The organism is Pseudomonas sp. Pso3 (genome assembly GCF_055393275.1).
This window is the reverse complement of the sequence record NZ_AP043687.1, coordinates 3,265,984-3,282,574: the sequence shown is the minus strand read 5'-3', so window position 1 is coordinate 3,282,574 and position 16,591 is coordinate 3,265,984. Positions and strand designations below refer to the sequence as shown.

The 16,591-nt window shown below is 55.8% G+C and carries 11 protein-coding genes, 1 tRNA gene and 1 pseudogene; 10 read left to right on the top strand and 3 right to left on the bottom strand.

What is annotated here, in order from left to right:
• Positions 1 to 13: 13 nt before the first annotated feature.
• The 4 genes from pheT (at position 14) to ACZ5R1_RS15515 (ending at position 3,179) form a co-directional block, all read left to right on the top strand.
• Positions 14 to 2,392, top strand: a complete 2,379-nt coding sequence (gene pheT, locus ACZ5R1_RS15530; RefSeq protein ID WP_288504285.1) for a phenylalanine--tRNA ligase subunit beta — start codon at positions 14 to 16, stop codon at positions 2,390 to 2,392.
• Positions 2,393 to 2,395: 3 nt separating this feature from the next.
• On the top strand, positions 2,396 to 2,698 hold the full coding sequence (gene ihfA, locus ACZ5R1_RS15525; RefSeq protein WP_007159196.1) for an integration host factor subunit alpha: 303 nt from the start codon (positions 2,396 to 2,398) through the stop codon (positions 2,696 to 2,698).
• Entirely contained in the window at positions 2,679 to 3,038 is a 360-nt protein-coding gene (locus ACZ5R1_RS15520) for a MerR family transcriptional regulator (RefSeq protein WP_007159195.1), read from the top strand. The genes ihfA and ACZ5R1_RS15520 overlap by 20 nt, the downstream gene beginning before the upstream one ends.
• A 64-nt stretch (positions 3,039 to 3,102) precedes the next feature.
• Positions 3,103 to 3,179 (top strand) — tRNA-Pro (locus tag ACZ5R1_RS15515).
• Between the two features lie 71 nt (positions 3,180 to 3,250).
• On the opposite strand, the pseudogene ACZ5R1_RS15510 reads toward ACZ5R1_RS15515, so the two are convergent.
• A pseudogene (locus ACZ5R1_RS15510) lies at positions 3,251 to 3,911 on the bottom strand (tyrosine-type recombinase/integrase); the annotation flags it as partial.
• A gap of 1,001 nt (positions 3,912 to 4,912) precedes the next feature.
• Here ACZ5R1_RS15510 and ACZ5R1_RS15505 point away from each other — a divergent pair.
• From ACZ5R1_RS15505 to ACZ5R1_RS15485, 5 genes are read left to right on the top strand one after another with little or no spacing between them, the layout of a single operon-like run.
• Positions 4,913 to 7,741, top strand: a complete 2,829-nt coding sequence (locus tag ACZ5R1_RS15505; RefSeq protein WP_464712513.1) for a Z1 domain-containing protein — start codon at positions 4,913 to 4,915, stop codon at positions 7,739 to 7,741.
• A 3-nt stretch (positions 7,742 to 7,744) separates the two neighbouring features.
• Positions 7,745 to 9,790: a hypothetical protein gene (locus ACZ5R1_RS15500; protein WP_464712512.1), complete on the top strand. Its 2,046-nt coding sequence runs from the start codon at positions 7,745 to 7,747 to the stop codon at positions 9,788 to 9,790.
• Positions 9,787 to 10,746, top strand: a complete 960-nt coding sequence (locus ACZ5R1_RS15495; protein WP_464712511.1) for a hypothetical protein — start codon at positions 9,787 to 9,789, stop codon at positions 10,744 to 10,746. Before ACZ5R1_RS15500 ends, ACZ5R1_RS15495 begins: the two co-directional genes overlap by 4 nt.
• The gene (locus ACZ5R1_RS15490) at positions 10,743 to 11,441 is read left to right on the top strand and encodes a DUF6339 family protein (protein WP_464712510.1); all 699 of its coding nucleotides are present in this window, start codon (positions 10,743 to 10,745) and stop codon (positions 11,439 to 11,441) included. The genes ACZ5R1_RS15495 and ACZ5R1_RS15490 overlap by 4 nt, the downstream gene beginning before the upstream one ends.
• Complete coding sequence (locus ACZ5R1_RS15485; protein WP_464712509.1) at positions 11,434 to 12,348, top strand: PD-(D/E)XK motif protein; 915 nt, start codon at positions 11,434 to 11,436, stop codon at positions 12,346 to 12,348. The genes ACZ5R1_RS15490 and ACZ5R1_RS15485 overlap by 8 nt, the downstream gene beginning before the upstream one ends.
• Before the next feature lie 344 nt (positions 12,349 to 12,692).
• On the opposite strand, the gene ACZ5R1_RS15480 is transcribed toward ACZ5R1_RS15485, so the two are convergent.
• A complete protein-coding gene (locus tag ACZ5R1_RS15480) occupies positions 12,693 to 13,115 on the bottom strand; it encodes a very short patch repair endonuclease (RefSeq protein ID WP_464713289.1) in 423 nt (140 codons plus the stop codon).
• A gap of 34 nt (positions 13,116 to 13,149) precedes the next feature.
• Here ACZ5R1_RS15480 and ACZ5R1_RS15475 point away from each other — a divergent pair, with 34 nt between their 5' ends.
• Complete coding sequence (locus ACZ5R1_RS15475; protein ID WP_464712508.1) at positions 13,150 to 14,838, top strand: DNA cytosine methyltransferase; 1,689 nt, start codon at positions 13,150 to 13,152, stop codon at positions 14,836 to 14,838.
• Positions 14,839 to 15,600: 762 nt separating this feature from the next.
• On the opposite strand, the gene ACZ5R1_RS15470 is transcribed toward ACZ5R1_RS15475, so the two are convergent.
• Complete coding sequence (locus tag ACZ5R1_RS15470) at positions 15,601 to 16,494, bottom strand: LysR substrate-binding domain-containing protein (RefSeq protein ID WP_464712507.1); 894 nt, start codon at positions 16,492 to 16,494, stop codon at positions 15,601 to 15,603.
• Between the last annotated feature and the right edge of the window lie 97 nt (positions 16,495 to 16,591).

Here is a 16,591-nt window from a genome sequence, read left to right as displayed (position 1 = left end):
AGACGGGAGTCCTATGAAATTCAGTGAACAATGGCTGCGTAGCTGGGTGAACCCTGCGGCTACGCACGAGGATCTGGTTGCCCGGCTGTCCATGGCCGGCCTGGAAGTGGACGGCGTCGAAGCGGCGGCCGGTAGCTTCCAGGGCGTCATCGTCGGCGAAGTGGTTTCCGTCGAGCGTCATCCCGATGCCGACAAGCTCAATGTCTGCCAGGTCAGCAACGGCCAGGAATCCTTCCAGGTGGTCTGCGGCGCGCCCAATGTGCGCGCGGGCCTTAAGGTGCCTTTCGCCACCGTCGGCGCCACGCTGCCCGGCGACTTCACCATCAAGAAGGCCAAGCTGCGCGGCGTGGAATCCCACGGCATGCTCTGCTCGGCCAGCGAACTGCAGATCAGCGACGACAACAGCGGCCTGCTGGAGCTGCCGGCCGGCGCGCCGGTGGGCGAGAGCATCCGCAGCTACCTGCAGCTGGACGATGCCATCATCGACGTCGACCTGACCCCGAACCGCGGCGACTGTCTGTCCATCGCCGGTCTGGCGCGGGAAGTGGGTGCCCTGTACAACGCCGCGGTCGAGCCGCTGCAGGTCGAGGCCGTAGCGGCTACGCACCAGGAAACCCGTCCGGTCGAGGTGCTGGCTCCCCAGGCCTGCCCGCGCTACCTGGGTCGCGTAGTGAAGAACGTCGACCTGTCCCGCCCGACCCCGGACTGGATGGTTGAGCGTCTGCGCCGCAGTGGCGTGCGCAGCATCGACGCCGCCGTCGACGTCACCAACTACGTGATGCTCGAACTGGGTCAGCCCATGCATGCCTTCGATCTGGACCAGATCAAGGGCGGCATCCGCGTGCGCCTGGCCGATGCCGGCGAACGCCTGGTGCTGCTGGATGGCCAGGACATCGAACTGCGCAACGACACCCTGGTGATCGCCGACCACGAACGTGCCCTGGCCATCGCCGGCGTCATGGGTGGCGAGCACAGCGGCGTTGCTGCCGGTACCCGTGATCTGTTCCTGGAAAGCGCCTTCTTCGACACCATCGCCGTGGCCGGCAAGGCCCGTTCCTACGGCCTGCACACCGATTCATCCCACCGCTTCGAGCGGGGCGTGGACTTCGAGCTGGCGCGCAAGGCCATGGAGCGCGCGACCCGCCTGCTGCTGGACATCGTCGGCGGTGAGCCGGGTCCGGTGATCGAGGCGGTCAGCGCCGAGCACCTGCCGCAGGTCGAGCCGATCCTGCTGCGCGCCGAGCGCATCGAGCGCGTCCTGGGTCTGACCCTGGACGATGCCCAGGTCGAGCGTCTGCTCAGTGGCCTGGGTCTGGCCGTGGCCCGCCTGGAAGCCGGTCGTTGGCAGGTGGGCGTACCCAGCCACCGCTTCGACATCAGCATCGAAGTGGACCTGATCGAAGAACTGGCGCGCCTCTATGGCTACAACCAGCTGCCGATCCGCTTCCCCCAGGCGCGCCTGGCCCCGCAGCCCCTGCCCGAGAGCAAGGGCGAGCTGAGCCAGCTGCGTCGCCTGCTGGTGGCCCGCGGCTACCAGGAAGCCATCACCTACAGCTTCATCGACGAAAAGACCTTCCGTCTGTTCGCCCCTGAGGCGCAGCCGGTGATGCTGGCCAATCCCATCTCCACCGACATGGCCGCCATGCGCTCGTCGCTGTGGCCGGGTCTGGTCAAGGCTGTGCAGTACAACCTCAACCGCCAGCAGGACCGCGTCCGGCTGTTCGAGTCGGGTCTGAGATTCGTCGGTCAGCTGGAAGGCCTGGTGCAGGAAAACGTCCTGGCTGGCGCCGTCTGCGGTTCTCGCCTGCCGGAGAGCTGGTCGTCCGGTCGTGAGGCGGTGGACTTCTTCGACGTCAAGGCCGATGTCGAGGCGCTGCTGGCGCAGTCGGGTGCGGGTTCTGACTTCCGCTTCGTCGCAGGCGAGCATCCGGCCTTGCACCCGGGGCAGACCGCGCTGATTGAAAGGGCAGGGCAGTCGGTGGGCTACCTGGGCGCCTTGCATCCGGAAGTGGCACGCGAGCTGGACGTGGATCGTCCGGTGTTCCTCTTCGAGCTGGCCCTGGATGCCCTGACCACCGGCAGCCTGCCGCGCTTTGGCGAGCTGTCGCGCTTCCCCGAAGTGCGTCGTGACCTGGCGTTGGTGGTGGACGAAACCGTAGCCGCAGGCGACCTCCTGGCCGACATCCGCGAAAACGCCGGAGAAGGCCTCAAAGAGCTGCGTCTGTTCGACGTCTACCAAGGCAAAGGCATTGATCCACATAGAAAAAGCGTCGCCATCGGCTTGACCTTGCAACATCCATCGCGCACATTAACCGATGAAGAAGTCAACGAAACGACGCAGAAAATCCTCGTTTCTCTGGAAAGAAGGTTCAACGCCACCTTAAGGAAATAGCGCATGGGGGCCCTGACGAAAGCTGAGATGGCCGAACGTCTGTTTGAAGAGCTCGGTCTGAACAAACGTGAAGCCAAGGAATTGGTCGAACTGTTCTTCGAAGAAATTCGTCATGCGCTCGAAAGCAACGAGCAGGTCAAGTTGTCCGGTTTCGGCAACTTCGACCTGCGCGACAAGCGCCAGCGCCCCGGACGCAATCCCAAGACAGGGGAGGAGATACCCATCACGGCGCGCCGTGTGGTGACCTTCCGCCCCGGGCAGAAACTGAAAGCCAGGGTCGAGGCCTATGCTGGAACCAAGTCATAACGACGAGCTGCCGGTCATACCGGGCAAGCGCTACTTCACTATCGGTGAGGTGAGCGACCTGTGCCTGGTCAAGCCGCACGTGCTGCGCTACTGGGAGCAGGAATTTCCCCAGCTCAATCCGGTGAAGCGCCGCGGTAACCGGCGCTATTACCAGCGCCACGACGTGCTGATGATTCGCCAGATCCGCTCGCTGCTGTACAACGAAGGCTTCACCATCGGCGGGGCGCGCCAGCGCCTCACCCAGGGCGACGAGACCCGTGACGAGGGTTCGCAGTACCACCAGCTCATCCGCCAGATGATCAGCGAACTCGAAGAAGTCCTCGTCGTACTGAAGAAGTGAAAAAAAGCTTCCATTAATCAAAGCGTTGCAGTAAGATGCACGCCGTTCCCTAGAGGAACACAGTCGGGGCGTAGCGCAGCCTGGTAGCGCACTTGCATGGGGTGCAAGGGGTCGAGTGTTCGAATCACTCCGTCCCGACCAAATATCTCCACGACTTAGGCCAGTTCAGAGATGAGCTGGCCTTTTTCGTTTCAGGGGCTTTTGCGGGCATTTCATCCTGCCTTCCTCCTCAGTATCGTCAGCACCGGCCCTCGCAAGTCCGTCGCAGATATCTTGTTGGCCTAATCGATCAGTTTTCCCAGCTCCATCGCCGAGTAGTGACTGGTGATGCTGCCGTTCTTACGGCTCAGCAGGCCCGCCGACCGTCCTCGGTTATGCCAGCTGCCCGAAGCCTTCCAAAGGTATGCTTCAGGTGGTGGATGCGGATCGAGGCGAATCCCTTCGGTGCCGGACACAGGAAGCACTCTTGGTGCTTCTTCGCTGCTCGGATCCGTGAATTCGTCCAGGCGGAATCGTTCATCCGATGAACCGGTGTCGCCTTGCCGTTCCTGCTGGGCATCCCATATGGGAATACCCAGACCAGATCCTGGCCACGTTACCCCTCGATGACCGATTTGGCCACCGCGTTCAGCACGACTAGCCGTTCGTCTCCGTTCTTGTCCCTAGAGCTCTTATGTGGGTTACCAAAATCCGCCGGTATGAGAAAGGCGCTGGTGTTGAGCTCAGGAATTAGTATCTCCCAATCTTGGTGAGGCTTCACACGATTTACTGCTCTCGTGAACCGCTGTTGACCTTTTACAGGGCCATGCGGTGCTATATATCAGGCAGTGCGAAGAAGAGAGTGAACAGCTCTTCGCAAGATATAGGGGTAGGGGCACCCTGTCTTATTCTGTTCCTAGGTAGGCGAACACTGACTGTGGTGGATAATGCCCGCCGCGAGGAGGGTTCAATCCCCAAACGAGGCTACGTTTTACCGAATCCTTCAAGCGCGAGTGGGTAGATCATGTGCTTGCCAGTACTTCCCTTTTTTATGTCGCCGAGACGTTGGGCATCGCTGAAGCCTGTTGGGCAAACGGAAGTGCCTAAAGCGAAGATTCTTTTTCGGGCAATGGCAAGCAGCGCGGCGAGAGCGCGGGGCTACCTCAACTGCACCAGCAGCTAGCTCAGGTGACCTTGGAGCGCAACGTATTAAAAAAGCGCTCGCCATCTTCTAGGAAGCTATTAATTAAGGTTTCGCCTCATCGAGGTGCTGGTAGGTCGATACTCCGTAGTATGAATATAGCGGCTGCGGCGGGTGTCGCGCATCGGCTTCATCCGCTTTTACAATCACTGTGGCCGCCACTGGACGCTTGGCTATCTAGAGCAGCAGCTCGCAACTATCTGTCCGCCATTTCTGGGGCAAACCACGGTGGTGCACCGCACCGTTGTGACAAACGGGAACCAAGGGAATTGGGTAGGCAAAAGCCTGCACCACCCAGTCCATCATGGCAAAGTGATAGCTCGGTACTCGCGTGCTCGCTAATTACTTAGGATGTTCCCGCCTCCTTGAGTCACGCTCGGTCGTGGGATTTACACCAGCGGGCGCACTCTAGCCAAAGGTTTTATGATGGCCGACTGCTATGGGATGTTTAATTGTTCGTCAGCCGCTGTGGTTTAGCAGATCAGTGGCGGGTGAAGTCCAAGAGTGCTTGTGTACGCTTAGTCAAGAAGCTCTGAAATGTATAGCTTACCTAAGTCCACTAGGTAGCTGATTACGACCGCTGGTAGCGGTTTTTGGCAAAGTGGAAAGTGGTGTGCCACTATCTCCGCTCCTGACTTGAACGTAGTGCAATGTGCCTGATTCGAGTTGTCTTCCGAATACAGTAAGGATGCTCATGACCGACTATAGTACTGACCCAGCTTACGACAAATGTCGCGCATTCATTGATGGTTGGCGCCTGAGAGGTAGGAGTTGGAAAGATATCGCCAAACTCGGCCGGTTAGGAGAGTCAATTGATAAAATCAATGACTGGTTCCTGTTACAGGAGGAAATGGACGGCTGGCCTTCGCTGGGCAATAGTCCGGAAGAGCGTCTTGAATGCTGGAAGGGGATCGTTCGGCACAAGGAACAGGCTGAACAGCAATCTGTAGCCGCGACTAGACCCTTGATCGTTGTCGGGGCAGAAGAGGCCGAGCCGGGCATGGCTGTGCCACAGGATCCGCGCAGCGCTTGGCAGCTATACAGAAAGTACCTCATTGCGCAGGGCTGGAAGGAAGCTTCAGTCGATAACATTCAGAGATCTGCAGTGCGCATCCTCAAGCACCTTCGGCAGACCACAAAAGATCGCATGGCTGTAAAAGGGCTGGTGGTTGGGCATGTCCAGTCCGGCAAGACGGCCAACATGGCGGGCTTGATTTCCATGGCAGCCGACTACCGGTGGAATCTGTTCGTCGTGCTCACCGGGACGCTAGAGAACCTCCGGGTACAAACCAGCAAGCGTCTGGTCGGCGACCTGTTCCAGCATGATGGTAACGTCAGCTGGAAGGCAATTGAGCATCCCTCAAGGAACAGCCCTTATGGTGCCCGTGCGCAGGACATGCAGTTCGACGCCGGCCGAAGAGACCGTCACCTTGTGGTTTGCCTGAAAAACCCGGCCAGACTCAAGCATCTCATCGCTTGGATCAAAGCGCATCCCCAAGGGATGTCGCAGATGCGGCTCGTGGTGATTGATGACGAAGCGGATCAGGCGGGTATCAATTCGAACGACGTTTCGAGGGCTGAACGTACGGTCATCAATGGCCTAATCCTGCAGTTGATTAGTTTGCCGCTGCAATGCGTGAATTATGTCGCATTCACCGCTACACCTGCTGCCAATTTTCTCAATGAGGGACCTGGCGATACTCTTTACCCTACAGATTTCATAGCGGCGTTGCCGCAGGCTGACGAGCATTTCGGGCCTGTACAGATTTTCGGATACGCCGAGAATGAGAAGGAACCGCTTGGAATCATTCGTCAAATCTCTGGCCAAGATCTGGAACAGGTTGGAAGCCTTCACAAGGGTGAAGACCTGAAGCTGCCTCGTGCGCTGGAAGAAAGTCTAATCTGGTACTTATGCTGCGTTGCAGTGATGCGATTTTCCGGCGCTGCAAAGCCTGTGAGCATGTTGATTCATACCAGCGCAAGGCAGCTTCACCATCATTGGATGAGCGAAGCGGTACAGGCGACGCTCGCAATGTGGTCGAAGTATGAAGAGTCTATGTTGGTCGCCACTTTCAGCCCTGTATGGGACAGGATTTCATTAGATCTGGATGTTGAGCAGTTTGCATCGCGTTTTCCTGACTATGGGCGGATCTCCGAGCTTTGTGAATTGCCGACTTTTGACAGTTTTTTTGCAGAAGTCCGGACTCTTCTCGGTACGGTGACGGCTATCCAGCTAGACGAGGACTCTAAGCGGACGTATCACCGTGGTATCCACGTCTGTGTTGATAACTGCGCCAATAACGGGGTTACCGATGAAAACGAAATTCGGCGACTTTTCTACCCTGATGCGGCGCAAGGCTTGGATTTTTGTACGGCGTTCATTGTTATCGGCGGTGGGACTCTTTCCCGGGGGCTTACGATTGAAAATCTGGTCAGCACCTTTTTCTTGCGCGGTTCTGCACAAGCAGATTCCCTCATGCAGATGGGGCGCTGGTTTGGATACCGTAGAGGCTATGAATTGTTGCCCCGCATCTGGATGACCGATGATACAAGAGCAAAGTACGAGTTCATGACAGTTGCGGAGGAGGAGCTTCGTGACGATTTGGAACGCTTCATGCACGGTGGCGCCAAGCCTGAGGAATTCGGGCCTCGCGTTCGCGTGCATGCGAGGCTCGCCTGGATTCGCCCGACAGGTGCGAACAGGATGCAGCGAGCGATCGAGGCGACATTCGACTTTTCGGGAATCAATCGGCAAACAACCGTTTTCCATGACGGCGATGATGCTGCCGCCATGCTTAATGCCAATTTTTCGTCAACTGAGAGATTTCTGAGTTCGGCAGGCGCCAACCTTGAAAAGTCCGAATTGAAGGGGAGCAACAGCTTTGTCTGGCGTAATGTTGAAGTACAGCTGGTAGCCAGTTACTTGGAGGGGCTGTCGTTCCATCCAGGGAATCAGTTCTTCTCCGACATGAAAGCGTTTCTGAAATGGCTCGGTGAGCATGCTGAAAGCGCGGGCTACACGAAATGGAACGTCGTGATGGCGGGCAGCTCACCGAAACCGGAAAACAGCTGGGAGATTTCTGGCAAGACTGTTGGTCGGGTCAATCGTAGCCGCTTCGCTGATAAACGTTCGGATGAAGGCGTGTCCATTGGTGCCCTGCGAGATCCGAAGGATCTTCTGGCGGATGCCCGCGGCCTTGAAGAGAGTGGTCTTTCGAACGCGGGTTTCGGCAATGCAAAAGTGGCAGAGCTTCGCGCTAAAGGTGGCGTCGGAACAATACCTCAACTGCTGATCTATCTAATCGACAAAGACAGCCACTATGAGCGCTCTGCGACGGTGGCCGCTGCACCGCGCCGAGAGAGGCGGTCGCTCAATGCCAAAGCACATATCGTAGGCATCAGTCTTTATCTGCCGGGTTCGCAAGGTAAGCAGAAAAACTACGTAACTCACGTGACGGTTGATATTCCGAATACATTCACGTCCTCGGATAATGACTTGGAAGAAACGGTAGGCGTGATCTGACCCATGAAGTATTACAGCCTTCCACTGCAGCCTATGCAGGAATCCGGTGCATTTCTGCTTCGCGCGCTACAAAACGACGAAACGCCTTTGCTGGACCTGCTGGTGCGCGAATCTGTTCAGAACGCGCTCGATGCAGGGCGCAACGGTAATCAAGCAATGCCGGTTTCGGTGGACTTCCACATTCGCGAGCATTCGCTGGACTCCATCGCCTCCACGTTCAGTGAAGGGCTGAACCTGCAGATGCTCGGGAAACGCTGTTTGCGTACTCCGAAACTGCTTGAAATTCGTGATTCAGGTACCGAGGGACTGACGGGACCGATGTCGTTCGACAGTGTGGGAACGAATGGTCAGCATGGCAATTTCTTGAAGCTCGTGTTTGAAATTGGCCGAACTCGTGCGGATGACAATGCGGGCGGTTCGTGGGGATTGGGTAAAACCTGTTACTTCCGCATGGGGGCTGGCCTAGTGATTTACTACAGCCGGATCAATACGGGCGATGGGTATGAAGAGCGGCTGGTGGCTTCGTTGGTAGAAGATGAAAACCGAGACGACCGACTGCAGCTTACGACGCAAACCGGCATTGCCTGGTGGGGGGCGAGTGACGGCTTGCGAGCAATCACGGCTCCGGATCAGATTCAAGAGGTCCTAGATGCATTGGGCGCACAGCCGTTCACCGGTAAAACAACCGGAACGGCAATCATCATTCCACTGCTCAAGGAAAACCTGCTTCCCGTGTTCGACGAAGAAGTTGGGCCGATGGCATGGTGGTACAGCAGCTACGAAAATTACGTGAATGTTGCGATTCAGCGCTGGTTCAGTGCTCGGCTGGACAACCCCTTCTTCGCCAGTGGTAGGTATCTGCGAGCATCGGTGAACGGCAAGGAGATTGCCAGCGCGGACATGTTGCCGATATTCCGGGTAAGTCAGTGCTTGTATGACCGTGTGGTAGGAGAGGTGCCTGAGAAGGACGATTATCTGATGACCAGAGGCGTAAAGAGTAACAACGTGCTCTGCAGAGCTATTCAGTTACGCGGTGAGTTCGTGGGTAGTAGTCACGCAGGTTGGCTGCTTGCCGTGGCGATGACTCCGCGTCAATTACAAATGGATGCGCCAGATAACGTCTCCAGTCCGGAGACCTGCATCTTCTCGAGGATAGACAGCGGTGCGCCCCATCGACCGATCCTGACGTTCATGCGCTCGCCTGGCATGAGCATCTGTTGGGATGACAATATCGATTCGCGAGGGTGGTCCGGTGGGTTCGCTGGTTTTTCGGACGGACGATACGTTATAGGTCTCTTTCTACCAGATTCGAGTCAGGAGCTCCTGCCATCCGAAGCCCGAGGATTACGTTCGACCGTACAGAGCCTCGAAGGATATCTGAGGAGTTGCGAGCGTGCGGATCATGCTGCTTGGGTTGACGTAAACGGAGGGCGGGTCGTTGAAAAGATTCGTGCCCAGTGTGGCCGGGCCTTGAAGGATTTCGGCGTACCGCCCCCGCCCAGTGTGACCGTCAAACCTTTGATGCGTATGTCACGCAAACTTGCCGAACTAGTGTTGCCCAGTCGTGGGTTTGGAGAGGATGGGCGGTTTGGCAAAGCGACACCGCGTGCGACCATCGGGCACGGTTCCAGAGGAGCTGCGGTGCATTCGCCCGAGCTGGAGATAACAGAAGTCAGGTATGTAGCATCCGCCGTCGTCATGAAATGGTGTTTGAGATGGGGAATGGTGCAGCTAAACATGCCAAGGGAAATTGTCATTTCTATAGACTCCGAAACCGGTCCGATACCGTGTGATAAGTGGCTCGAGAGTGGGCTCGGGGCGTTTCCATTTCGACTGGAGTCACCGCGCATTACTAGTGCGTCCCTTTCTGTAAAAAGCATGGAGATTGCCAATGGGGCCGGTGTCAGGCTCACGATTGATGCTGCGTCTGTTCAACCGGGTCTGATACTGGAAGGGGAACTTCAAGTCACCATGACTGACGCTTGTGAAAAGTTATTGCGGCCGGTGATCGGTGTCCGGATGTCGGATGCAAGTGGAGCGGCGGAATGAGTACTAAATTGCCGCTATATCGAATGTTGAAAGCACCATTCGGCGGTGAAAGCGGGTCGGAAGTGCACTATGTTTTTCGGTCATATGACGGTATTGATCCAGGCGCGATACTAGTGAGTGGAGATCAATATGCCTTGGGCAAGGATAGTGACTGGAACCCGGCCGAACATCCCTTGAAGGTTCAATGTTTGATCGAGCGGGCTCTTCTTCTAGAAGTTATCTTCGGTTCTGCCGGTGTGGCGAGCACGGGCACTGAGGTGATGCTAGCGTTGGAATGGACATCCGCAGATTCCTGTTGGCGAACACTTGGACTCGTTCATGCATTGCGGTACGAAGAACAAGGCGGGCCAGTGACGCTCGCCATCGAACTGGAGCCCGGGACGGTCAGAGGTAGCGGTTTTCTGTCAATTCAAGCCTTTCTCGGCCGGTACTCGGGAGAGTTCGTTCCCGGATTTGCGCATCAGGTAGGCGCACGCCTAGGATCCTTGGCAAAACCCATCGAAATCGTTATTGACGGCGACGGCTCCCTTTTCCCTGTGTTGGAGGAGTCTCTGGGGGCCGAGGGGCCTCTCTGGGAATTGAAAGCTTGCTGGAGCGATCCACAGGATGAACCATTCTCCAGCGATTACGTCGCCCTAGTACTGAATAACGCCCACCCCCATTTCGAACAATTGCGCGACCGCCGGACTTTGAATTTCGAACAATCGCCCTTAATGCGTCAGGTGTTCGCAGCGTGGCTTGCGTTGGTCATTTATCAGGTAAAGGAAGACATGGGGGCACAATTCGACCCTTATCTAGGCGCGCCCGTTGCTGATGAAGGTATCGCAAGTATTGCGGACGCGGTGCGTTCATTTGTTCGATTAGGCGATCTGAATACAGGCTCACTTCCCGAGTTGTTCATATCCACCCAATGCTGGCTCGATCAACGGGTTCGGGAGTTGGAGAGCGCGGCGTGAATTTCCCAACACTGAACCTCAAACTGTCGCAGCGCCACTTTGACGAGATAGTCAAAAGCGATGTGTTTCTCCCGGACATGTCCAATCCGGAAATGGTCGAGATCCGTCTCCAGCTACTCGCCATTGTGTCGCTGTATGATCCCGCTGCGAGGACCAACGCCTCGGGCCCTGGTGCCTATGACATGAAAGTTGGCCTTGCCCTTTACCGGGTACTGGAAAATGCCGGCATGGACATTCGTACCGCCGCAGATGATGGCTGGTGGCGCTTTCTTTCTCTGCGTGTACTACCTGATCTGGTGAAGAGTCGTTGGGATAACGCACCGCCCGTGCGGTTTTGGAAGGGCCGAAGCCGCATCTGGTTGCGAGCGTTGTGGTGGACAGTCCATCTCACGTGGCAGGGCTCCGAGGAAAAAACCCGAAAAATGCTGGAGGGCGTGACGACGGATACTGTCGTGCAACTGGTAGAGCGTCCCGGAAAGGGCGGTTTCAGGATCGATTTGACACGGCTAATTTTCAAAATGCGTCGATTGCGCAATCCTACTCAGGATCAGTTCAGGGCAATCATGAAGCTTAATACGGCGCAGATCGTGCTGAAGGAACCTTTATTTTGTGAAGGCGGTTTGTCCGGTTACGTTGACGCATTGTTTGCCGATGTGGGGTGCGCGCTCACCAACCTAAATATTGACCATGACTAACTTGCTGAAAGAGATTCGAGAAGGGTTTGCTAACCTTGATCAGAGCGGCCGAATGTTGCCAATCAAGGTGATGCCACAAGCGTGGCCGGCTTGGGTTTTTCGTGAAGGCGACATATTCGGCGTCGCTGTCGAGTGCTCTGTGCCATGCGAGGTTTCAGAAGGGTTTGCCGGCGCCAGACTCCGGACAGTCGAGCGGGTTGTCGCGGGTCAGCATCGGCGCTTTTTGCGGCTGGAGTCGTCTATTGAATGGCTTCGCAACGAGTTTGGTCTGATCTGTGAGCATATGGTCAGTGTCGAGTCCGGCACCGCCGTACGCCAGATGCTGCTGGCTGATCCCTTGGCCTGGTGGCAACGGTGGCGGCACCTGCTGGGCAATGTGCTGGTCGACAAGCATGGCTATGATGTGCTGGCTGAACTGCTGACTTTGGAAACTCTGGTTATTAACGGGGATACCTTTGAGTGGACTGGCCCTTTCGGCGGTGTGGTCGACATCAAGACTCCCGCGACCGATTACGAGGTCAAGTCCACAATCAGCCGGTACGGGACCGTGATCAACATCTCTGGGCAGTTCCAGCTGGCCGCCTCAACCGATAAGCCGCTACAACTAGTTCACTTCCGCTTCGAGGTAGTCGATGATGGCCTGTCGATTGATCTCGTTTGTGATCGTCTTGTTGCGCTCGGCGTAGATGCCGCGATGCTGGAAGGCGCATTGCAGCGGCTCGGCATGGAGGCAGGGTGTTCTGCGCGGAAAGAGGCATACAATCTGCTAGAAGCACGGTCTTATGCGGTTGATGACAGTTTTCCCCGCATCACACCTGCAAGTTTTATAGGCGGAGCGTTGCCAGTAGGCGTTGTTCAGTTTGAGTATAGGGCTGATCTTTCTGGTTTGAAGTCGCAGCAGTTTTAGAGACCAAGTTTCGTTGCGTGCCGGCTGACGATTCGACTTCCAGCCCGATGTACTCTAACGGATATGTGCATGGTAGTAGCGATCATCAGATATTGGATAAACCCGAGCGCGTAAAATATGATGATGCCCTTTTGCTGATAGCGCGCGGAGACTGATAGGTGAGCGGAATTTCTACTCCGGCACCTTTCCGAGAGCCCCTATTCATCACATGGTTATAGCTAGGCAGTTGCTCTGCCTAGCTTGGGAGTAACCTTATTTTCCGCCGAGAAATGGTGCACGTTGGGCGATGTAGGTGATGGCCCTCCATCACGGTGAAAGGTAGCTGGCCTACGTGGCCGTCATGGTCAGCTGGAGGGGACGCAAGGAAACGCGGGCCAACAGATATATTTTTGATTACAATCCGACACGGCTTCCAAAAGCCAGTCCATATCTGCTTCCGGCCCACGTATCCCACACTCCCACAGCTCCAGCACTCGCCATCCCATAGCCAACAGGGCAGACTTGTTCTTGGTGTCTCGTGCGACGTTCTGGTCGAATTTATTCTGCCAGAATTCTGGCCGGGTCTTGGGGGTCGTTGCATAGCGACAGCCTAGATGCCTATGCCAGAAGCAGCCATGCACAAAAATGCAGAGCCGGTAGCGAGGAAGTACCAGATCCGGCCTTCCAGGAAGGTCCTGCTTGTGCAGGCGATACCTGAAGCCATGCCGATGTAGCAAGCGCCGGACCTTCATTTCTGGCGATGTGTCACGGCTACGAATGCCCGCCATCATGCGAGACCTGATTTCTTTACTGACTATGTCCATGAATCAAGACCAGCATAACCTCTTCGAAGATGTGTTCAAGGATCCTACAGAAGAGCTTGCCCGCGCTATCCAAGTGGTTGACCTTTTTGCGGGCCCGGGTGGATTGGGTGAGGGTTTCACCTCGTTCGGTGAGGGAAAGCGTTTCGACATCGTCGTATCTGCAGAAAAAGACCCTAAGGCTTGGCAGACGCTTCGCTTAAGGGCCTTCTATAGGCTACTTAAAAAGCACATGCCCGAGCGCCTCACTGAGTATTACCTATATTGCAACGACCTGTCCGCAACCGGTGAATTCAAACCTTCGGAAGAAACAGAAAACCTCTGGAAGAGGGCGGCCCAAGAGGCTCGTTGCATTACCTTGGGGAGTAGTGAAGGCAACGACGCTTTAGATGAAGCACTGGACGATGATCAGCATGGTCTTGATCACAAGCGTCCTTGGGTGCTCATCGGGGGGCCCCCCTGCCAAGCATACTCTGTCGTTGGACGTGCCCGAAATAGAGCCAAGGCAAATTATGTCGCCGAAGAAGACCACCGCCATTTTCTCTACAAGGAATACCTAAGAATCATTCGAGAGAAGCAACCGACCATCTTCGTGATGGAGAATGTAAAGGGTATTCTTTCTTCGAAGATCAATAACGAACGAATCTTCTCCAGCATCCTCCGCGACCTTTCTGCTCCCCCGAAAGGCGAGCCAGGCAAGCGGTACCACATCTATTCGTTGGTCACGGGAACACATTTCGCCCCGGATGATGACGTCGACAAGATCGATCCACGGGCGTTCATTATCAAGGCTGAAGAATATGGTATTCCTCAAGCTCGACATCGAGTCATCCTTCTCGGAATCGCAGAAGACTGCCTTCCTGACGATGTGACCCAAGTGAAGCTGAGCAAAGACAGTTCAGCAGCTACTGTTGGCCAAGTTTTGGGTGATTTACCAAAGCTGCGTAGCAGCTTGACCAAAATGGAAGATACTCAGGACGCATGGGCCTCTGTCGTTGAAGAGCAAGTGAAGTACCTGCGCGACCAAATCGATGTAAAAGAGAAACTTTGGCGAGTTCTCGGTGATGTCACAAAGGACTTCAATCCTCCAGCAACTCCTGGCGCAAAGCGAGTTCCCCGTGCTGCCGGCAATGTTGATGGCACGACTGGAAATGATGCTCTGGATGAGTGGTACAGAGATGGCAATCTGAATTGCTGGTTGAACCACGAAGTGCGTGGACATATGTCAAGTGATTTGCGTAGATATGTTTTTGCAGCGGCCTACGCCAAGCAAAACGGTTTCTCCCCAAAGGGTCATAAGGGGTTCAATTTAGAAGGGCTGGCCCCCGATCACAAGAATTGGGAGAGCGGCGTGTTCAGTGATCGGTTCCGAGTACAGGCAGAGAACCTGACGGCCACGACGATCACCAGCCATATCTCCAAAGATGGGCATTACTTTATTCACTACGATCCGCAGCAGTGCCGAAGCTTATCTGTGAGGGAAGCCGCTCGCATCCAGACCTTCCCCGATAACTATTTCTTCCAAGGAAACCGGACTGAGCAGTTCCACCAAGTCGGCAATGCCGTTCCGCCGTTGCTAGCATTCAAGATCGCTAGGGTCGTCTTTCGGTTGCTCTTTAACAAGGTGAAGGAGTTCGACGAGAAAGATGCTACAGTTGAGCTGAATGAGCTTGAGACTGTCTGCAGTTGATCTGGTGGCTCCTTCTGATGCCGATTCACGAGCGTTATTCTGCGGGGTAGGAAGCACTTTCTTTCGCGTAAGATCACTTTTGCACGCTGCATCCTTTTTCGAAAGCACTAAGCTCATGGGCGTTGGCGATTCGGAAAGCCAAATGCCCTAATCTGGTCAAAGACTTGCGGTTGTCCAGTGCTATGCAAGGCGTTCAGCGGGTAGAATTCTGAAGCCTCACGGCTGACCACTTTTAGGGAGAAGGCCCAAGCACACAGCTGTTGGGCCTTTTCGTTTCTAGCCTCCAATGAAGGAGAATCACCAATTAGCCAAGAGTGGCTGACTATTTTTTATATTAATGGCCGAAATGACGCGAGCTCGTATCATCAGCGCATCATAACGATGGTAATTTCTTAGGATTACGTCTGTGCTAGCAAGCTGTCGGCGCTGTCGGTCAGTCTGCGTGTTCGTTGGCACAGTCGTAGGATGGGGGCTGTAGCTCGGCATCGCTTAATTATCCATGCGTAGTTCTTATTTGCAAAGTCTTAAACGTCTTCGAGTGTCTGGTTCGGGATGCTTTAGGCTGCACTTTACGTCTACGCATACTTTAGACAGTGCCCAGCCAGTTGGCCGAGTGACGAGTCTGCGCCTCATTTGCTAACTATTTATAGAAAATCTACCGAGATTTAATTGAAATAGCATTGGTTTCTTTAGCGAAGCTGACGCTGAGTGTATACCTATCCACGTATACTCTGCTCAGGCGTAAAGATGAGCAAGCCATGCTCAATTCGAGAAATTTGTCGCGTAATGACCCCGCAACGCCTGAATAAAGTCCGTCGCCAATGGCGTCTGGCCCGACCCCGCCGGTGCAACCACATAAACCGGAAACAGCAGCTCCGGCTCGAAGCGGTGGACCGTGATGCCCTTGTGAAGAAAGTCCTGAGCGACATTCGGGCTCATGAGGGCGGCGCCCATGCCGGCGGCGACCATCTCGCAGGTGATCGAGCTGTATTGGCCTTCCACGGCGAGTTTGCGCTCGACGCCGGCCTGCTCGAAGACCCTGTCCATCTGCTCGCGGGTGCCGTCACCATGGCAGAGTGACACGAAGTTCTCGCCGTGGAGATCTTCCGCCCTGATGACTTCCCTTGAGGCCAGTCGGTGGCCTGGCGGCAGCACGCAGACGGCGCGGAGCCGGGTGATCAGTAGCGTTTCCAGAGGGCCAGCATCGCTTGGCTGGACCACTACGCCAAGATCGCAGAATTGAGACTGCACCCACTGCACTACGGTTGGGGAGGCGTTCATGTGTAGGGAGACAGTCAGCTCTGGGCGGGTCGCGACGAAGTCTTTGATCACATGGGGGATGAGCGTGAGGCCGGTCGAGGGTACCGCCGCGATACGCAGACGCCCGGTTCCCAGGTTGCGGATGTTCTTGGCCGACTGACGCAGGCTGTCCAGCCCCACGTAGGCCCGTTCCACTTCCTGGAAGAAGGCGCTGCCTTCCTTCGTAGGTATCAGCCGTACCCCCGCGCGCTCGAACAGTTTGAGTCCGGTGCTCAGCTCCAGCTGGGCGATCAGTCGGCTGACGTTGGGCTGCGAGGTGTGCAGGGCTTCGGCGGCCGCGGTCATGGAGCCTAGACGCATCACGCTGCGGAAGGCTTCGATCTGTCTGAGATTCAACAGAGCTCTCCATATCAAATATGAATACTTAACCCGTACCTTCGTATTTGACCCTATGGGTTCAGGCTGACAATACTCGGTCACAAGCCCAATGGCC

Bases quoted from the DNA above. Each gene is read 5' to 3' on its own strand.
- ihfA (WP_007159196.1), top strand. From the start codon at position 2,396: ATGGGGGCCCTGACGAAAGCTGAGATGGCCGAACGTCTGTTTGAAGAG.
- ACZ5R1_RS15495 (WP_464712511.1), top strand. From the start codon at position 9,787: ATGAGTACTAAATTGCCGCTATATCGAATGTTGAAAGCACCATTCGGC.
- ACZ5R1_RS15475 (WP_464712508.1), top strand. From the start codon at position 13,150: ATGAATCAAGACCAGCATAACCTCTTCGAAGATGTGTTCAAGGATCCT.
- ACZ5R1_RS15485 (WP_464712509.1), top strand. From the start codon at position 11,434: ATGACTAACTTGCTGAAAGAGATTCGAGAAGGGTTTGCTAACCTTGAT.
- ACZ5R1_RS15505 (WP_464712513.1), top strand. From the start codon at position 4,913: ATGACCGACTATAGTACTGACCCAGCTTACGACAAATGTCGCGCATTC.
- ACZ5R1_RS15480 (WP_464713289.1), bottom strand. From the start codon at position 13,115: ATGGCGGGCATTCGTAGCCGTGACACATCGCCAGAAATGAAGGTCCGG.
- ACZ5R1_RS15520 (WP_007159195.1), top strand. From the start codon at position 2,679: ATGCTGGAACCAAGTCATAACGACGAGCTGCCGGTCATACCGGGCAAG.
- pheT (WP_288504285.1), top strand. From the start codon at position 14: ATGAAATTCAGTGAACAATGGCTGCGTAGCTGGGTGAACCCTGCGGCT.
- ACZ5R1_RS15500 (WP_464712512.1), top strand. From the start codon at position 7,745: ATGAAGTATTACAGCCTTCCACTGCAGCCTATGCAGGAATCCGGTGCA.